Here is a 19701-nt window from a genome sequence, read left to right on the forward strand (position 1 = left end):
CTAGGCCGGAGCCTAGCTTGATGAATGTTCTTGGCGAATAAAGTTACTGATCAGGGGAATAAGCTCTTGCGCCGCATCTTGTAACACATAATGGCCACAATCAGGGTAGGCATGAACCTCTGCATCTGGGAAAAAGCTTTGCCAGCGGTCAAGAAAATGCTTATCGAAAACAAAATCTTGTAAACCAAAACCCAGAAAAACGGGTAATTGCTTAAACTGGCTCAAACTGGCTTCAATATTGCTGACCGTCGCGTAAGCCTTATCGCCGGGTTGTAATGGAATATCTTGTACAAACCGCACTGTCGCGATGCGATTTTGCCAATTGTTATAGGGTGCAACAAACGCTTTGCGTACTTCGGCTGGCATAGGCTTGCGTTTGACTCCGATATAAGAGGCAAGGGAGCTAAACGCATTAACGCCGCGGATCAATACCTCGCCTAGCTTGGTATTGCGACCAAGATATAAACGTGTTGGTAATTTTTTACTTGTTGGCATGTGAAATGCTGCGGTATTTAAAGCAACAATCTTTTTGATTTGCTCAGGATAGCGCGCTGCGTATCCCATGCCTATCATGCCACCCCAGTCGTGCACCACTAAGGTAATGTTTTTGTTAACGCCAAGGTGTTTCAGTAGGGCTTCAAGATCATCAATGCGCGAGTCTAGCGTATAGTCGTAAACGTCATCATTTGGTTTATCCGACAGACCCATACCTATATGGTCAGGCACTATCGTTTGATAATTATCCTTGAGCGCGGCGACAAGATCACGGTAGTAATAACTCCAACTGGGGTTACCATGAACCATCACCACTGGATTGCCTTGGCCTTCATTAATGTAATGATACTTAAGGCCATTTCGATCGAGAAAATGAGCTTGATAAGGCGAGTATTGAGCTGCTGTTTTCATTACCAAGTTAACCCCAACATCATGCAGTTTAAGCCGCTGCCAATTCCTAAAAAGCCCACTTTGTCGCCCGACTGTAAAAAGCCTTGTTCATGAGCAATGGCCGCCGTGGCAGGTAATGAAACCGTGCCCATGTTGCCCAGCTTTTGGTAACTTGGAAATTCTTTAATGGGATTGATATTAAGTGCTTCAAGCACATTTTTACGATTGGCCGATCCTACTTGATGGCAAATAACTTTATTTACTTGCTCGGCTTGCCAACTCGCATTGGATAGAAATTCCTGCCAAGTTTGCTGAGCTAGCGCCACACCATGCTTAAGTAACGACACCGCATCGGTGCGCATGTTTTCTTTAAACACCCCTTTGGCAATTTCTTCCATGCCCCAGTAACATAAATCGAAATGTTCAGGCGCGGCGAGGGTGGTGGCAGATTCAAGTTTGTGCTGGCGAGTATTGGCTAAATTAAGGCTGCCATCGGTCAGCAGCACAGCAACCGCACCAGAGCCACCGGTTAAGGTGGCTAGACCCGCGGCAAAGTTTTGCATACTTGGGTTTGCTAGCATTTTGGCAATAGTGGTATCAACAATATCGCGCGCCGATTCACATGACACCACAAGACCGGCCTTGATCTGGCCAAGTTCAATGCGGTTAGCAATATCGAGCATGCCGCTTAACACGCCTAAGCAGGCATTGCTGATGTCATAAATACTGGCTTTATTGGCCACGCCTAACTGGCTTGCGATACGACATGCCGTGGCTGGCTCATGTTGGTCACGACAAACGCCGGTGTAAACCACAGCGCCGATATCTGAAATGTTAATCTCGGTTTCTTGTATGGCTTTTTGCGCGGCTTTAATGGCACCGTCACTCACCTTGGTATGCTCTGGCCACCAGCGACGCTCTTCAATGCCTGTTAACACGGCTAATTGCCCTTTCGGGATGCGAAATTTGTCATAAATCGGCGCCAGTTTAGTTTCTAAACTTTCACTGGAAACTGCAATCGGCGCAAGTTCGTAAGCAATGCTGTTAACGTAGACCTTGGAGTAATTCATCTGAGTGGAAAAAGCCTTATCTTATTACGGTCGATAAAAAAACGGCTCATTGGAACAAGAAAAAAAATAAGATGCAACGTTTTGTGCCGTTAAATGCAATGCAAATGGAGATTCTTTGATTTATTGCTGCATAAACAAGCAGCACTTGCAGTGGAGAAGGGGATTGTTTATAAAGCGTCAACTTATTTTTACTGGCCACGGTGTTGAACCTAGTTATGAAGCGAACCTTGCCTGAGCATATTCAGTTAAGCCAAATCTATCACTACCCGGTGCAAATTTATTATGAAGATACGGATTTTTCTGGCGTCGTCTATCATCCCAATTTTTTAAAATACTTTGAACGGGCGCGTGAGCACGTGATCGGGGCGCAAATGCTGGCGCAACTATGGCAACAACAAGGCATAGGCTTTGCCGTTTACAAAACCAATATGGGCTGTTTTGAAGGGGTTGAGTTTGCTGATGTGATAGATGTGCGAACCCAATTTTACTTTGACGGGCCCTACCGCTCTATCTGGTTACAAGAAATTTGGCGCCCCAATGGCACTAAGCCCGCAGTGACCGCTGAAATTGAAATGGTATGTATGAACCAAGCCAGAGCTTTGTGTCCGTTACCGTCAGAAGTATTGCAATTGCTGGAATCTAAATAAGCTCAGCTTTGTGGGAGCTGCAGTCATGCCGCTATTAGCTTAACCGAAGTTCAGGTTAAAAAAGCTCAAGGCGCAATGGAATTAAACTGCGCCCTTTGTTTAAAGCCTTAATCCCACTCGATATACTCCAGTGCAATGGGGTTGGCGTGATCTTGAGTAATGGCAAAGTGCACATTTGGTTTAATAATAAACCATTGGCTGTACATTTCTTTTACCATCACGCGTTTGCGTAATTTCATCCCGGTACTTTTATCAAACACTTCTTTTTTGTCAAAAATCCGCACAGGAACATGTCCATATTCGGTTAAAAGATCTTTCGGGTCGTGATCGACATTGATATTGGTTAACTTCATGCGTAAACCACTGCCAAGGGCTTTCGCGCTGGCTTCTTTAATCGTCCATAAATGATAAAAAAAGGTTTGCCTGTCTGATTTTGGCAATGAATCCATCAACGCGATTTCGCTGGGGGAATAAAAGTTTTCGGCAATACTGCGATAATCAAGCTCAGCATCATGCACTTCGATATCGAGTCCAATCGCTTCTCGATGAAATGCAACAGCAACATAAGGATAACTATAAGAAAAACTAAATCGAGGCAGTTTTAGGCTATTGAGCCGATCAAGGCGTCCTTGTAAAACCGCTTGTCCCATAGCATTGTTTTCGATATGCCAATGTAAATGATTAATCTTCGGATGCATCAGCTTTAGGGCATAGCGAAGTAGCATACGACTTAGTAACCGAGATTGATTTTTGCCTTGATTTTGCGATTGGTTGAGTTCGGTTATCTCTTCAGGTGTGCACCAAATTGCCGATAGCTCTTCTAATGATTGTGCGGAAATTTTGCTCAAATCAGAGTAAATAACTTCTACTCTGGCGAGATCTAGATCATATTTTGACATTATTTCTCCCTAGAAAAGCACCCAATCCGACGAATGTCGCTTAGGATTGTTCCGGCACATTGTTTCGTGCCGGTGTCTCAGGTAATCTGACGGCCAAATGTGGCATGATCAACTGATTCCAATAAAAAGCCACCGCTTAGCTAACTTTAGCAAAGAACGGCAAAACCAACGGATTTCGATAGCTAGAATGATGTATTTATTTTTCAAACAACAGGTAAAGCAGTCTGATGACAGATAAGCGCCATGCTAATGCGACCACCACGCCTGAAATGCGTGAGTTTATCCAAACCTCGGATTTACCTGTTGCAAAACTTGCTCGCTTGTTAAATATCAGTGAAGCAACGGTACGTAAATGGAAAAAACGCGAAAATGTTAAAGACGCATCGAATATTCCGTCAAAATTGAACACAACCCTCACTCCTGCCCAAGAATATGTGGTGGTACAGCTGAAGTTGATCTTAAAATTTAGCTTAAACAAACTGTTATCTGTCACACAGCGACACATCAATGCACAAGTGTCGCGCTCTGGGCTTGCTCGTTGCTTAAAACGCCATGGGGTATCGCAAGTAGATGATGCCCATCCGCCACAGATCCGTTCGGGCCAATTTGACCAGTTGCATATTGGTGAAGCCGCGCAAAACTGCCAGCATTTTTCCATTAACCATGAAACCTTAGCCCATGCCTTGGAGTTAACAGGCGATGCTAAACAGCCCGTGGTGCATGTGATGGCACAGCCGATCCCCGACCAATACACCAGCGGCGAGCGTTTGTATATGTTTGTGGCCAGTGATCCAGACAGTGATTGGGCGTATGTAGATATCTATCAAGGCAGCGCCAAAGCGGCCTCAACCCGATACATGGAATATGTGTTGCGTCATGCGCCATTTCATATGCGGCGCACCTTAGCCAAAAATTATCATGTATTTAAAGAAAAATTTGGCGATCAAACCATTTTTAATTAACGGTGCAGCCAGCTTAATTGCACCCATAAGAATAAGTTCGCACTGCGAACAAGAGAAAGAGAAACTGAATGTCGACAATTGAGCAAGACAACAAATCACCTATCGCGATTGTAGGTATGGCCTCTTTGTTTGCAGAATCTGCTAACTTAAATGCCTATTGGGATCTGATTCGAAACAAAATCGATGCCATTATTGATGTACCGGCAAGTCGTTGGCACATAGACGACTATTTTGATACCGATAAAACAGCAGCCGATAAGGTTTATTGTCGCCGTGGTGGCTTTCTTCCCGATATTGATTTTGACCCGATGGAATACGGCTTACCGCCTAACATCCTCGAGCTAACCGATACCTCACAACTGTTATCACTTGTGGTTGCTAAAGACGCGCTGGTCGATGCGGGCTTAAGTGACGCCAGTGCCGAGCAGCGTAACAAGATAGGCGTGGTGTTAGGTGTTGGCGGTGGTCAAAAAATAAATCACAGCTTAAACGCGCGCCTGCATTATCCGGTACTTAAGAAAGTCCTGCTTAATAGCGGCGTCAGTGAAGCCGATGCCACCATGGTGGTCGAGAAATTCAAAAGCCAATATGTGCATTGGGAAGAAAACTCGTTTCCGGGCTCATTGGGCAATGTGATCGCTGGACGGATCGCCAACCGCTTTGACTTAGGTGGCATGAACTGTGTGGTAGATGCCGCTTGTGCAGGCTCTTTGGCCGCGACCAAGATGGCGTTAAGTGAATTATGGGAAGGACGTGCCGATGTGATGATCACCGGTGGCGTATGTACCGATAACTCACCGCAAATGTATATGAGCTTTTCAAAAACGCCTGCCTTTACCGAAAACTCGGTGATCCAACCTTTTGATAAAGACTCCAAAGGCATGATGATAGGCGAAGGTATCGGCATGGTGGTGCTGAAACGCTTGGCCGACGCCGAGCGCGATGGTGACCGTATTTATGCCGTAGTAAAAGGCACTGGCACCTCATCGGATGGTAAATTCAAGAGTATTTATGCGCCGCGTCCCGAAGGTCAAGCCAAGGCCCTTAATCGTGCTTACGCCGATGCAGGCTTCGCGCCCAGCACGGTAGGCTTAATTGAAGCTCATGGCACCGGCACCGCCGCCGGTGATGTGGCTGAATTTGAAGGCCTGCGTCAGGTGTTTTCACAAGACAATCCGGTGAAGCAAGGCATCGCTTTAGGCAGCGTTAAATCGCAAATCGGTCATACTAAATCCACCGCAGGCACGGCTGGCTTTATCAAAGCTGCGTTGGCATTGCACCATAAAATTTTACCGCCCACCATCAATGTCAATGAGCCTAATCCAAAGCTTAACATTGCCGAGTCGCCATTTTATATTAATAGCGAAACCAGACCATGGATCAAAGGTGAACACCCAAGACGCGCTGGGATCAGCTCTTTTGGCTTTGGCGGCACTAACTACCATGTCGCCCTTGAAGAGTACACCAGCGAGCATGAGCAGGCGTATCGTTTACATCGTGCGGGATCCAGCGTGTTGTTTAGCGCCAGTGATCGCCAATCTCTGATTACCGAGCTAAGCCAAGTCGTCGCGCAATACCAGCAAGGTGAGCTACAACTGGGCCAGTTACTAGCGCAATATGCGGTTCAGCCGCTGGCGTCAGAGCAAGCAAGATTGGGCTTGTTTATTGATGTTAACCAAGATGTTACCGCGCAATTACAGCAAGCATTAACTGCGCTGCAAAGCCAGCAAGGTGAAACTTGGCAACAAGGTAATGTGTTTTATCGACAGCAGGGCACAGATGTAAGCGGTAAAGTGGCGGCGCTTTATAGCGGCCAAGGCTCACAATACGTCAACATGGGCCAAAGCATCGCGCAAAACTACCCTGAGTATCGCAATGTGTTAGCCGAGTTTGATGCGCTTTTAACAAGCCAAGGCCAAGCTAGCTTATCGAGCAAGGTGATGCCGATCCCGGTATTTAATGCCAGCGACAAAAAAGCCCAAGCGGCGGCGCTGCAAGACACGAGATATGCTCAGCCAGCCATTGGCGCATTTAGCTGGAGCTTACACAAGCTAATGCAGCAAGCGGGCTTTAATGCGGATTTTTGCGCCGGTCATAGCTTTGGAGAGCTCACAGCCTTAGCCGCCAGTGGCGTGATCAGCGAAGCCGATTATTTACAATTGTGTGTTGCACGTGGTAGTGCTATGGCGGCAACCCCAGCAGATCAAGATAGTGGCGCCATGATGGCGGTGGTGTTTAAAGGCCAAGCCGGTGAAGAGTTAGCCGCTAATCATCAAACTTTGACCGACATAGTTGATGCAAACGATAAGCTTTGGTTTGCCAATTACAATTCGCCAAGCCAAATTGTGGTGGCGGGGACAAGCCAAGCCATCGATGAGGGTTTGGCACAGTTAAAAGCCAAAGGCATTAAAGCGGTTAAATTACCGGTATCGGCAGCGTTTCATACCCCGCTGGTGGAATTTGCACAAGGCCCCTATGCCAAAGCCATTGAAGCGGTTAAGTTTAACCCAGCTAAAAATGTCCTTAGCGCTAATAGTACGGGGAACAACTACCCCAAATCGGCTGCTAAGATAAAGCAAAGCTATCAGCAACATATGCTTAGCTCGGTGCGCTTTACCGATCAAATAAAAGATCTTTATGGCCAAGGTGCACGCATTTTTGTCGAATTTGGCCCGAAAAATATACTCACCCGTTTAGTCCAAGAGATCTTACCCGAGTCGGATGTGATCTGTATTGCCTTAAATGGCAACAGTGAATGCAGTGATAAGCAATTACAGCTCGCGCATTTACAGCTGGCTGTACTGGGCGCCCCGTTAAACCCAATTGACACTTATGCCTTGGCACCAAAGGAGAAGTCAAGCAAGGCGAAATCGCCATTAACCATCAAGTTAGGCGGTCAAAACTATTTAAGTGAAGCAACTCAAACCAAAATGCAGCAGGCATTAGCCCAAGGCCAAATTAGCCAAAGCGAGCCTAAAACCATCGAAGTGGTGAAAGAAGTGGTAAAAGAAGTGATCAAAGAAGTGCCCGTAGCCGCGGCAAATCAGACTGCGTCAGCAAGCGTAACAACAGCTGCGCCAGTTAATGCGTCAGCGACTACGTCAATAACTACGTCAGCGATAAATCCAATTGCGGATGCCATCTTGGCTCAGCAGCAAGCGTTAAGCCAAAGTATGGCGCAATACCAGCAGCAAAGCATGGAATTGCAAAAGCAATTTTTAGAGCAACAAGCGCAGTTAAGTCACCGCTTGCTTGATACTTTATCAGGTCAAGCGCCGGTATCGACTCCGGCGATTGCACCTAGCCAGATTGCCCCTGCGATACAGCCACAAGAGACTTCATCGGCTGCTGCGTCAGTTTCAGCATCTGAGCCAGCTTTTATTGCGCCAGAGCCAAAAATGCCAACTGCGCACCCTGTGAATGTACCTGTTGCGCCAGTGAATAGCAGCGCTGCTGCAGTGACGTCATCAACGCCAGCCTTAACCTTGGCTGAGATTGAGCAAACCATGCTTAATGTGGTGGCCGATAAAACCGGTTATCCCGCCAATATGCTCGAGCTTGCCATGGACATGGAAGCCGATCTTGGCATTGACTCGATTAAACGCGTCGAGATCCTCGGTACGGTCCAAGACCAACTGCCAAGCTTGCCAGCGCTTAACCCGGAAGACTTGGCCGAGCTAAGAACCTTAGGTGAAATTGTTAGTTATATGCAGGCGCAGTCGGGTGACTTAGCTCCTGCTAGCGCGGTTGAAGCGCCAGTTAATGCTTCGCTCGATCTAGCGACCATACAACAAACCATGCTTTCAGTTGTCGCAGATAAGACAGGATATCCTGCCAATATGCTCGAGCTTGGCATGGACATGGAAGCCGATTTGGGTATCGACTCGATTAAGCGCGTTGAAATCCTAGGTACGGTACAAGACCAACTGCCAAGCTTGCCAGCACTTAACCCGGAAGATTTAGCTGAGCTGCGCACCTTAGGTGAAATCGTCAGTTATATGCAGGCGCAGTTGGGTGAGGTGGCCGCTGTATCCGCAACAGCCGATAATGGCCCAACACTGGATATCGCAACAATCGAGCAAACCATGTTAAGCGTAGTGGCCGATAAAACCGGTTATCCTGCCAATATGTTAGAGCTTGGCATGGACATGGAAGCCGACCTGGGTATTGATTCCATTAAGCGCGTCGAAATTCTAGGCACGGTACAAGATCAATTGCCAAGCCTACCTGCGTTAAACCCAGAAGATTTAGCCGAGCTTCGAACCCTAGGCGAAATCGTCAGCTATATGCAGGCGCAACTGGGCGAGGTAGCGATTGCATCTACCCCAAGTACCGCTAACGCTGGATTGGATATAGCGACAATCGAGCAAACCATGTTATCCGTCGTTGCGGATAAAACCGGCTATCCCGCCAATATGCTTGAGCTAAGCATGGACATGGAAGCAGACCTGGGTATTGACTCTATTAAGCGCGTTGAAATCCTTGGCACAGTGCAAGACCAACTGCCAAGCCTGCCAGCGCTAAACCCTGAAGATTTAGCCGAGCTGCGCACCTTAGGTGAAATTGTGAGCTATATGCAGGCAAAATTGCCAGCCACGCTGACCCAAGCAATCGCAGTAGCGCCAGCGTCTAGCAATGATTTGGATATCACCACCATAGAGCAAACCATGCTCAGTGTCGTGGCCGATAAAACCGGTTATCCAGCTAATATGTTAGAGCTAACTATGGACATGGAAGCCGACCTAGGTATCGACTCTATTAAGCGCGTTGAAATTCTGGGTTCGGTGCAAGACCAGCTGCCCAGTTTACCCGCGTTAAATCCAGAGGATTTAGCAGAGCTGCGCACCTTAGGTGACATAGTTCAGTATATGCAAAGCCAATTGTCAGCTGAGCCACAATCACAAGACATGGAAGAGGAGCAAAATATCCCTTTTCAATATGCCCTGATGAGCGAGATTTCAGCGCCAAAGCAAGCTGAGAGTGCGCATCAGGGCGAGGTGATTTTACTGACCGACGACGGCCATAATACCGGCCGCGTAGCAGAGAAGCTATTGAGTAAAGGGTTCACGCCCGTGGTGATTGCATTTCCGAAAGAAACCGTGAAAGCCCGCTCGGCGCTTAACAGTAAAATCGAGCGATTCACCTTAGCCGACAACAGTGAAAACAGCATTCGTGAGTTATGCCAGCAACTCACCAATCAATATGATCAGGTCAACGGCTTTGTTCACCTGCAGCCAAGTGATTTTGTCAGTGTTGATTTCGCTACGCCAAGTAAGCAAGTGCTGCAAGGAGTATTTTTATTTGCCAAGCACTTAAAAGTGCAGCTAGCGAAAGGCAAGGGGCGCTTTATTAGCGTGATCCGCGCCGACGGTGGCCTAGGCTATCACACCGGTATGGCCAATAAAGAGCGCATGCAAATGGGCCTTGCTGGCCTGTGTAAAACCCTTAAGCAAGAATGGCCGCAAAGCCTATGTCGCGTGGTGGACATTGACAGCGCCATCGAGGGCAGTGATTTTGCGCGCTTGCTGGTGGCAGAAATCTTGGATTTAGACACCCAATTATGTGAAGTGGCAGTTAACCGTCAAGGCCGTTTTCGCCTGATTCCAGTGTCCGCACTAGAGGCAACAAGCGATAATAGCCAAGCCCATCCGGTAAGCGCAGATGACGTATTTTTAGTCAGTGGCGGCGCAAAAGGGGTAACCAATGCGTGTGTGGCGGCGCTAGCTAAGCGCAGCGGCGCGAAATTTGTGTTACTGGGTCGCTCTGAGCCGATCAGCATCCCACAATGGGCACAAGGGTTAAGCCAAGCCAATGAACTACAACAAGCCGCGCTAGCTTATTGCCAACAGCAAGGCGAAAAAGCCACGCCAGCGAGCTTGAAAAAAATGATCCAGCCGGTGCTATCTCAACTAGAGATAAACGCGGGCATGGCCGCCATTGAACAAGCGGGCGGTGTGGTTGACTATGTGGCAGCCGATGTCACCGACGCCGAGGCAATGGCGCGCGTGGTTGAGCAAACCAAAATGACCTTTGGGGCGATCACTGGGGTGATCCACGGCGCTGGCGTACTGGCCGATGGCTTAATTGAAAACAAAAAGCTCGGTGACTATGAGCGGGTGTTTAACACCAAGATTGAGGGCTTAAGTGCCATCTTAGCGGCGCTTGATCTTAGCCAACTTAAGCACATTGCATTATTTTCATCGGCGGCAGGTTTTTATGGCAATAAAGGCCAATCTGATTATGCCATCGCCAATGAAATCTTAAATAAAACCGCGTTAAGCCTAGCGGAAACCTATCCAACAACACGAGTGCTTAGCTTCAACTGGGGCCCGTGGGATGGCGGTATGGTAACGCCTGAGCTTAAGCGTATGTTTGAGCAACGCGGCGTGTATGTGATCCCGATTGATGGCGGCGCAAATCTGTTTGCCAGCCAGATGGTGCAAGGCGATTTACACCAAGTGCAAGTGATTGTTGGATCGGACATGAACGCCAGCGCTGGCGAAGAGATCGCAGTAAAAAAGCCACAGGTGCAGCAAGCAAATCACACTAGTGGCTTGTTGCACGTTAAACCTGCGCTTGGCAATGTACATACAGAGCACAAGGCGATCAGTGTGCTACGCCATGCTTTTGTCAACGACCATCAAGTAGCTGGCCATGCGGTGCTACCCACCGTGTTTGCCACTGGCTGGATGGCGCAGGCGGCACAGCTTTGGTTAAGGGATCATCGCGTAATTGAAATCAGCGACTATCAGCTATTTCAAGGCGTGATCCTAAAAAATCAAGATGACATGACTCTGCAATTGGAATTGACCGTGTTAGCCACCTCGCCGCAACTGAAATTGCAAGCAAGGATTTCAAGTCAAGGCCAGCGCACAGGGCAACAGCAAATGCGCACCGTGTTTCACTACGGTGCAACGCTAACTCTAGCGAGCAAAGCAGAATCAACAGCGGCCCCGCGCACTGAGTTTGTTGGCCAATGGCAAATACAGGCTGATCAAGCAAGCGATGATGTTGCTAATACTTGGTATCAAGATGGCACCTTGTTTCATCAACATGACTTTTGTGGCTTAAAACGCTGTTTGCACTTGGATCAACGCCAAGGTGTGTTTGTCGCTAAAATAGCGCCAAGTCGAGATGGCTACTTTGGTGATTTTAGCCAAGCGGACGCTGAAGTGACAGGCAGTGCCTTACTGGCAGACGATTTGTTATATCAGGCGATGTTAGTTTGGGCTAAATACCAATTAGGTAAAGCCAGTCTGCCGGTGGCGGCGGCCAAGGTGCATTATTACCAAAGGCCAGCAGCCGATCAGACACTGTTTGTTTATCTGCATGAACCGCAAGTGCAACGCAGTGAACTTGTCGCCGATGTGGCCATTTATGATCAGCAGGGACAATTGTTGGTTAAAATGGAGCAGGGCAAGGTAGTGTTAACCGATGCACTAGGAAACCAAGGAAATCAAGCTAAGCAACTGGCCACACAAGGTAGCCAGACGTCTTGATAGCCAGTCCAAGCAACAGCCGCAGCCGGATCAAATGGGCCATTACCCGCATGCAACTCGTGTGCGGCGATGGCCAATCGGGCGCTAAATTTAACTCTTTACGGGTCATGGATTTAAGCCAAGAGTTTTGCTTGGCTTTAGCCCAATTGCCAGCTCGCGCCAAGGCGTGGCAGCGTATTGAGCCGGTTTCAGCTGCGGATGTTGGCGGCCCTGTGATTGACAGCGCAGCGCAGTGGTTTACTTTTTGTTCTCAGTTATTGGGCTCGGCATTTGATTTGGCCAAGTGGAATAGTCAAGCGCTGCTTGCTAAAGATAATGACACCCGATCATCTATATTTATCTCTCTTGAACCCGCCCAGTTACCGGCTTGGTTGTTAGGCCAACTTAAGACAGACGTGGTTAATTCGCAGACGCTGCAACTAACGTTAGCCCTTGATTTTGCGCCGATGCCAGTGGCGTTAAAGCTAGGGTTACCCGTTGTGGCGCGTCTATGCTTAGCCACTACGCAAACACAGATGAATGACTCGGCAGACAAATTAGCCAATCAAGATGTGCATACGCAAAGGCTGCATCAGCCAGCTATTCATCAATTGGCCGAGGCTATTTTTCATTTATTACAATGTTTAAAACAGCGCCAACACAGTGATGGCCGCTATTGGTACGCAAAAAACGCATCTAACCAGCCAATGAGCCGCATTGTGAGATTAGAAATAGTGGATACAGGCCTTGGCGGCGCCGTCGAAATAGAATTTGAACAAGGCCAAAAAGCGCCAACGCCTTGGCCATGGCTGGCAAGCGCTGATCACCTCGCTCAAGCTGAACCCGCAGGCTCGATTGGCTGGCAAGGTTTTTTACCTGTCATAGCCAGCAGTAAGGCCCAGTTGATCGCGAAATTAACTGCTTTGCTGACTCAATTGCAACAAGCTCAATGGCAAGACTCAGCCCCCCATCAGCTGATGGCGCAGCTGAAATCGGCCGCTCTTCATTTTAGCCAGGCCTCTAAGCCCATTTTTGCCGCTGCGTTTAATCAAGCAGATAGTGATAAGGCAGTGCCGCGAGCTTGTGTGGCCGTGCTTGTCGCTAAGCAAGTTGAACATTTGAGCGATGAAATATCTCATTTACTCGCGCGCCTGATCCAGCAAGATAAAGCACAACAGGAGCCACAAAAGTCACAAAACCAAGGCTGCGATGGCTATGTTGCACCAATCACCTTTGACCCAATCACTACGCCCAATGGCAGTGTTTGTCGCAGCTTAGCTCAGAGTCTAGCAAACGGCTTAACGCCAGCTAATTTGTGTTTTGTCTATCCCGGCGTGGGCACTTGTTATGCAGGCCAATTTGATGGTTTATCACGCTATTTTCCCGTCTTGTATCAGCGCTTAGACAGTCAAGGTGACTTGTCCGAATTACTCGCGGATAAACACTTTGGCCGCGATGGCCAAGGTACAGACCAGTTAACCACCTTAGCTCAAGCGGGCGTGGGCAGTGCTTGGCTACTTAGCCAATGGTTACAAGACGAGTGGCAAATCAGTCCGCGCTTTGCATTTGGTTACAGTTTAGGTGAGGTCAGTATGTGGGCGGGCCTAGGTCTGTGGCAGTCACCGCAAATACTGGGCGAGCGATTGCGCAGCTCAGCGGCGTTTACCCAAGGTATTACCGGGGCATTGCAAGGGGTGGCGCGATTATGGGGCCAAGCTCTAGATAGAAAAATCAATTGGGCCAGCTATTCGGTGCGCAGCCCAGCAAAACTTGCCCCTTGGCTAGCACCAAATGATAAAGCTTGGTTGGCCATCAATCACGGCGACAGCGGTATTTTGCAAGGTGATAGCGCTCGGTGCGCGCAAATACTTAGCCAAAGTGGTTGTCGCGCGGTTAAAGTCGGCTTTGTCACGGCCATGCACACCCCAGCGGCACAGTTTTATCACGATGAAATTAAAACAATTTTTACCTTAGATCTGGCCGATAAAGGCCACGCCATGGCAAGCAGTAGCAAGCCGATACAACTGTTTTCAAGCGGCCAATATCAAAGGGTGGCCATCAACACATCGGCCATCAGTCAAAGCATTAGCGACTGTTTTTGTCAGCCGCTGGATTTTGAAAAATTGGCCAAACAAGTGCACGCAGCGGGGGCGCGGGTGTTTATTGAAGTGGGCGCGGGCAGGGCGTGTACCACCTATTTAGATAAAATCTATGCCGATTTACCCCACTTATGCCTTGCCACTAATAGCAAAGGGCAAACAATGTCGCGCAGCCTACTTGGGCTTCTAGCGCAACTTATTAGTCTAGGTTTTGCGATAAACTTAGCCCCCTTGTTTGGCCCCTATGATTATCAATCCATTTCTCAGTCACAGGACAGCGTAATTTAATGACCAGTATTGCCATTGTAGGCGTCGCCCATGTATTTCCTAATAGCCAAGACAGTGATGGATTTTGGCAAAACCTGATCCAGCAACAGGACTCACGCACTGAGGTAAAACCTGCACGTCAAACCGCTGAACCGCAATTGTTTGCTGGGCAAAAAGGACAAAACGACAAGCATTATTGCCATCGCGGTGGCTACATTAATGACTTTGTGTTTGATAGCCAAGGCTATCAGCTTTCGCCTGAGCAACTTGCTGGCCTTGATTGTCACCAGCACTGGATATTACAGGTATGCAAACAGGCGCTGAATGATGCGGGTATCAAGCCAGATGCAAGCTTGCTGCAACAAACCGGCTTAGTGCTAGGGGCGCTGTCATTCCCAACCAGTCAGTCAAATCGGGTGTTTTTGCCGCTTTATCATCAAGCCCTAGAGCGCGGCCTACAAGATGTGCTTGGCGCTGATTTTAAACTCGAGCCCTTTGATGCCGGCTTTGAGTCACAATACGTCAGTGCGCCCGAAGCAAAGCTAGCTCTCGGCGCGGGGGTTAGTGCTTCCATAGTGGCGCAGGCGCTGGGACTTGGCGGCGGTCATTATGCCTTGGATGCGGCCTGTGCTTCTTCTTTATACAGCGTAAAACTGGCTTGTGATGCGCTGTTGGCGGGTCGTAACGATGTGATGCTAGCCAGTGCCGTGTCGGGCTCAGATCCATTTTTTATCAACATGGGTTTTTCGATTTTCCAAGCCTATCCGGCCAATGGCGTGTCTGCGCCCTTTGATCAGCAAAGCCAAGGCTTGTTTGCCGGTGAAGGCGCAGGGGTGTTAGTGCTCAAACGCCTTGAAGATGCCATACGCGATCAAGACAAGATCTATGCCACCATCGAAGGGGTGGGCTTGTCGAACGATGGCCGCGGCCAATTTGTACTTAGTCCCAACAGCAAAGGCCAAGTACTGGCGTACCAGCGCGCTTACCAACAAGCTAATTTACAGCCAGCGGATGTGGATTACGTTGAATGCCATGCCACGGGCACACCGCTGGGTGACAAAGTTGAGCTTAATTCCATGTCGCAATTTTTTGGTAATGGCGACGATGTGCCGCGCATTGGCTCGGTCAAGGGTAATATAGGGCACTTGCTAACCGCAGCTGGCATGCCAAGTATTATCAAAGCCTTATGTGCGATGGAGCATGAGACGATCCCGGCCAGTATCGGGATTAAACAGGCCATTAGCTCGGCCAATCAAGGGTGGGGCGAGCCACAATTAGTGACTCATACCCAGCCTTGGCCAGCTCGTACTGAGCAAGTTAAAACCGCGGGGGTGTCAGCGTTTGGTTTTGGTGGTTGTAATGCTCATTTGGTGTTACAGAGCTATGATGCTAATCGACCCGTTGACGCAAATGCGTCTACCACTCGGTATGAAAACCAAGCAGAATTAGCGATCACCGGCATGGCGTGTCACGTAGGCAAAGCGGCTAATATCAAGGTGTTTGCCGATATGATTACGGCGCAGCAAGATGTCTTTGTGCCCTTGCCAGCAAAGCGTTGGAAGGGCATGGAGCAAACCTTACTGAGCAGCGCAGCTAACATCAATGGCGGCTTTATTGGCGAGTTTGAGCTCGATTTTATGCATTTTAAAGTGCCGCCCAATGACGATGATGCCTTGATCCCACAGCAGTTATTGATGATGAAGGTGGCCGATCAAGCGCTGCGTGATGCCCAAATTCAAGTCGGTGATAATGTCGCCGTGCTGGTGGCCATGACGGCCGAGCCAGAAACCCATCAGTTTCGTGGCCGGGTAAATTTATCTACTCAGCTGCCCGCCAGTCTAGCCAAAGCTGGGATTGAGCTAAGCCCAGCACAACAAGCGCAGCTGCAACAAATTGCCATGGACAGCGTATTAGGGGCGGCCAAGCTAAACCAATACACCAGCTTTATTGGCAATATCATGGCGTCGCGTATTGCCTCGCTATGGGACTTTAACGGCCCGGCGTTTACGATTTCCAACGAAGAAAACTCGGTCTATCACAGCTTACAAGTGGCGCAGGACATGCTGGTCAACGGCGAAGTTGATGCCGTGGTGATTGCGGCGGTTGATTTAGCGGGCAGCGCTGAAAACTTTGCGCTGCGCCAGCAAATCAGCGCAGATTTTGTCGGCCATGTCAGTGACGGCGCAGGGGCGATTGTGCTGCGGTTGGCAAATGATCACGGCGGTGATCTCATGAGCCAAGCTGATGAGTACGGCCGCATCACAGGGTTAAACTACAGCGCAGCGGCGTTACTCAGTGAACAAACGCGCAAAGATCTTGATGACGATGTCCGTTTCGTTGACGTCTGTGGCAGTGACAGCGCGGCTGGGATCAAGCAACTTACGCAAAACGTGCAGGCGCGTCACCCTCACGCCAATATAATGCAAAGTGCTAAGCAGACGGGCCATCTCTACGCGGCATCGGGCATGTTTAGCCTATTGAGCCAATTAGTGAAGCTAAATCAAACAGCGCAAGGTGAGCTCGCGCTGAGCTACGTGCAAGCCATTGATCACAGCGTCAGCCAAGTTTACATTCAAGGGGCTGTACAGCCCAAAGTCATTACTGAGCCAAGGGTAGATAAAGTCGGCTTAGTCAAAGCCGTTACCTTGGGCGGGCCATCGATTATTCAAACCATCATAGAGCAGGGAAACACCTTGTCACAGCAACTTAAATCATCCGCAGCTTTTGGTGTCGCTGACGTTAGCGAGGCTGCCAAGCAGTTACAACAAACCCGCAGCCAAGGCTTACAAGCGTTTGCAAAATTAGCGCAGCGCACGCCTAATTTTGGCCGAGGCGGCCAGCTGCAAAAAGCGCACAAAGCTAGCGCTGAGTATCAACCCAAAGCCGGGGAAATCTGGAATTATCAAGACTTGGTGGAATATTCAGAAGGCAGTATCGCTAAGGTATTTGGCCCTGATTACGCCATTATTGACACTTACCCCAGACGCGTGCGCCTGCCCACCACGGATTACTTATTGGTGTCGCGGGTCACCAAGCTTAACGCGCAGCTTAATCAATACAAACCCAGCACCATGACCACGGAATACGATATTCCCGTGGATGCGCCGTATTTGGTCGACGGCCAGATCCCATGGGCGGTGGCGGTGGAATCGGGCCAATGCGACTTAATGCTGATCAGCTACTTGGGTATCGATCTTGAAAACAAAGGCGAGCGGGTGTATCGCTTGCTTGATTGTACCTTAACGTTTTTAGATGACTTGCCCAAAGGCGGTGATACGCTGCGCTATGACATCAGCATTAACCACTTTGCGCGCAACGGTGAGACCTTATTGTTTTTCTTCTCTTACGAGTGTTTTGTCGGCGAGAAAATGGTGCTGAAAATGGATGGCGGTTGCGCTGGCTTTTTCACCGACCAAGAGTTGGCCGATGGCAAAGGCGTGATCAAAACCCAAGATGAATTAAACGCCCTTGCCAAGGTACAAAAGCAAAGCTTTACGCCGCTGTTAACTCATAGCGCCAAGGCGTTTGATCGCAAAGCAATCAGTCATCTGATCCAAGGCGATGTCGCGGCCTGTTTTGGCCCAGATTACGCCACCGACAAAGACTCATCACTTTGTTTTTCGTCTGAAAAATTCTTAATGATCGAACAAGTTTCCAACATCGACATTCATGGTGGTCCTTGGGGGCTAGGGGAATTACAAGGCGAGAAAGCGCTTGCCCCCGATCACTGGTATTTCCCCTGTCACTTTAAAGATGATCAAGTGATGGCGGGCTCCTTAATGGCAGAAGGCTGTGGCCAATTACTGCAATTTTATATGATGTATTTAGGCCTGCACACCTTAGTCGAGCAAGGACGCTTTCAGCCAATGGCCAATGAGCCGCAAAAAGTGCGCTGTCGAGGGCAAGTGTTACCGCAACATGGCACCTTGGTCTATCGCATGCAGGTGACCGAAATTGGCCTAACGCCCATGCCTTATGCCAAAGCCAACATAGATATTTTGCTAAACGGCAAGGTGGTAGTGGACTTTAAAAACTTGGGCGTGATGATCAAGGGCGTGGCCAAACGCACTTTAACTGCGCCGTTAACCAGTGCGCCATTAATGGCACAGGTCCCCGATTTAACAGCAGCAAAAATCAAAGGCGTGGTGCCATTAAAGCACGTACCAGCACCTTTCGTCGCAGGTGAAAACCGCACGCCCGATACCTTGCCATTTACGCCGTATCATCTATTCGAGTTTGCGACCGGCGATATTTGTCAGTGTTTTGGCGAAGATTACCGCATCTACGATGGCCTCATCCCACCGCGCACCCCGTGTGGCGACCTGCAATTGACCACTCGCGTCATTGATGTGCAAGGCCAGCGTGGTGATTTGAAAAATCCGGCATCTTGTGTCGCCGAGTACGACGTGCCCGCCGATGCGTGGTATTTTAAAGCCAACACCCATGCCAGCTATATGCCGTATTCCATCTTGATGGAAATCTCATTGCAGCCTAATGGCTTTATTTCGGGCTACATGGGCACAACACTCGGCTTTCCCGGCACCGAGCTATTTTTTAGAAACTTGGACGGTCAAGGCAAGTTGCTGCGCGAGGTTGACCTGCGCGGCAAAACCATAGTTAACGAATCCTTGCTTAAATCCACCGTGATTGCGGGCACCAACATCATTCAAAGCTTTGATTTTGTGCTATCCACCGACGGTGAGCCTTTCTATCAAGGCAGCGCGGTATTTGGCTACTTTAAAGCCGAAGCATTAACCCATCAGCTTGGTTTAGATAACGGCAAGGTGCGCCAAGCTTGGTATTTAGAGCAAGATGCGCAAACCCTAGGCACCAGCCAAATGCCTGAGCGCATTGATTTAACCGATCCACAGCATGCCTTGTTTGCCATCGATCCTGCGCGTCCTCATTATCGCTTAGCGGGTGGGCGCTTAAATTTTGTTGATACCGTGTATTTATTGGCAAACAGTGGCAGCCACCAATTAGGCTATTGCTACGCCGAGCGCACCATAGATCCAAGTGATTGGTTCTTCCAATTTCACTTCCATCAAGATCCGGTGATGCCGGGCTCGCTCGGCGTCGAAGCCATCATTGAAGTGATGCAAGTATTTGCATTGAAAAAAGATTTAGGAGCCGATCTGGCATCGCCTAAGTTTACGGCGCTACTCAGTGAAGTGAAGTGGAAATACCGTGGTCAAATCAATCCACTGAATACACTGATGAACATCAATGTGCATATCACCAAGATCATTCGCGAGCCAAATCAGGTCACGCTGGTGGCCAATGCCGACTTATCCAAAGACGGCCTTCGCATTTATGAAGTCACAGACATTGCGCTTTGCCTTAAAGCAAGCGAGCTAGACGCAGCAGACGCTGTCGCAGTTAAGGGTTAATAAA

Annotated in this window: 8 protein-coding genes; 5 read left to right on the plus strand and 3 right to left on the minus strand. The window is 49.0% G+C overall.

Going from position 1 to position 19701, the window contains the following annotated elements; all coding sequences use genetic code 11:
* Positions 1-12: 12 nt before the first annotated feature.
* The gene (locus ACK8OT_RS02050; protein ID WP_410194832.1) at positions 13-906 is read right to left on the minus strand and encodes an alpha/beta fold hydrolase; all 894 of its coding nucleotides are present in this window, start codon (positions 904-906) and stop codon (positions 13-15) included.
* Positions 906-1955, minus strand: a complete 1050-nt coding sequence (locus ACK8OT_RS02055) for a 3-oxoacyl-ACP synthase III (protein WP_410194833.1) — start codon at positions 1953-1955, stop codon at positions 906-908. Before ACK8OT_RS02055 ends, ACK8OT_RS02050 begins: the two co-directional genes overlap by 1 nt.
* 215 nt (positions 1956-2170) lie before the next feature.
* Between ACK8OT_RS02055 and ACK8OT_RS02060 the strand changes: the two genes are divergently transcribed.
* Entirely contained in the window at positions 2171-2602 is a 432-nt protein-coding gene (locus tag ACK8OT_RS02060) for an acyl-CoA thioesterase (RefSeq protein ID WP_410194834.1), read from the plus strand.
* Between the two features lie 107 nt (positions 2603-2709).
* Here the strand turns inward: ACK8OT_RS02060 and ACK8OT_RS02065 are convergent, their stop codons facing one another.
* Positions 2710-3501 (minus strand): 4'-phosphopantetheinyl transferase family protein, encoded by a 792-nt coding sequence (locus ACK8OT_RS02065; protein ID WP_410194835.1) that lies wholly within the window; start codon positions 3499-3501, stop codon positions 2710-2712.
* Positions 3502-3728: 227 nt separating this feature from the next.
* Here ACK8OT_RS02065 and ACK8OT_RS02070 point away from each other — a divergent pair, with 227 nt between their 5' ends.
* The 4 genes from ACK8OT_RS02070 (at position 3729) to ACK8OT_RS02085 (ending at position 19697) form a co-directional block, all read left to right on the plus strand.
* Positions 3729-4463, plus strand: a complete 735-nt coding sequence (locus ACK8OT_RS02070) for a terminase gpP N-terminus-related DNA-binding protein (protein ID WP_410194836.1) — start codon at positions 3729-3731, stop codon at positions 4461-4463.
* Positions 4464-4531: 68 nt separating this feature from the next.
* Entirely contained in the window at positions 4532-11962 is a 7431-nt protein-coding gene (locus ACK8OT_RS02075) for an SDR family NAD(P)-dependent oxidoreductase (RefSeq protein ID WP_410194837.1), read from the plus strand.
* The gene (locus ACK8OT_RS02080) at positions 11959-14328 is read left to right on the plus strand and encodes a PfaB family protein (RefSeq protein WP_410194838.1); all 2370 of its coding nucleotides are present in this window, start codon (positions 11959-11961) and stop codon (positions 14326-14328) included. Before ACK8OT_RS02075 ends, ACK8OT_RS02080 begins: the two co-directional genes overlap by 4 nt.
* Positions 14328-19697 carry a hotdog fold thioesterase gene (locus ACK8OT_RS02085; RefSeq protein ID WP_410194839.1) on the plus strand — a complete coding sequence of 1790 codons (5370 nt, stop codon included), beginning with the start codon at positions 14328-14330 and terminating at the stop codon, positions 19695-19697. Before ACK8OT_RS02080 ends, ACK8OT_RS02085 begins: the two co-directional genes overlap by 1 nt.
* The last annotated feature ends 4 nt before the right edge of the window (positions 19698-19701 follow it).

It is taken from the genome of Motilimonas thetidivivens (genome assembly GCF_046452435.1).
Classification (GTDB): domain Bacteria; phylum Pseudomonadota; class Gammaproteobacteria; order Enterobacterales; family CBDFNC01; genus Motilimonas.

What these genes read in the sequence shown, in the direction of transcription:
- ACK8OT_RS02085 (WP_410194839.1), top strand. Translation starts at nt 14,328, where the DNA reads ATGACCAGTATTGCCATTGTAGGCGTCGCCCATGTATTTCCTAATAGC.
- ACK8OT_RS02065 (WP_410194835.1), bottom strand. Translation starts at nt 3,501, where the DNA reads ATGTCAAAATATGATCTAGATCTCGCCAGAGTAGAAGTTATTTACTCT.
- ACK8OT_RS02070 (WP_410194836.1), top strand. Translation starts at nt 3,729, where the DNA reads ATGACAGATAAGCGCCATGCTAATGCGACCACCACGCCTGAAATGCGT.
- ACK8OT_RS02055 (WP_410194833.1), bottom strand. Translation starts at nt 1,955, where the DNA reads ATGAATTACTCCAAGGTCTACGTTAACAGCATTGCTTACGAACTTGCG.
- ACK8OT_RS02075 (WP_410194837.1), top strand. Translation starts at nt 4,532, where the DNA reads ATGTCGACAATTGAGCAAGACAACAAATCACCTATCGCGATTGTAGGT.
- ACK8OT_RS02050 (WP_410194832.1), bottom strand. Translation starts at nt 906, where the DNA reads ATGAAAACAGCAGCTCAATACTCGCCTTATCAAGCTCATTTTCTCGAT.
- ACK8OT_RS02060 (WP_410194834.1), top strand. Translation starts at nt 2,171, where the DNA reads ATGAAGCGAACCTTGCCTGAGCATATTCAGTTAAGCCAAATCTATCAC.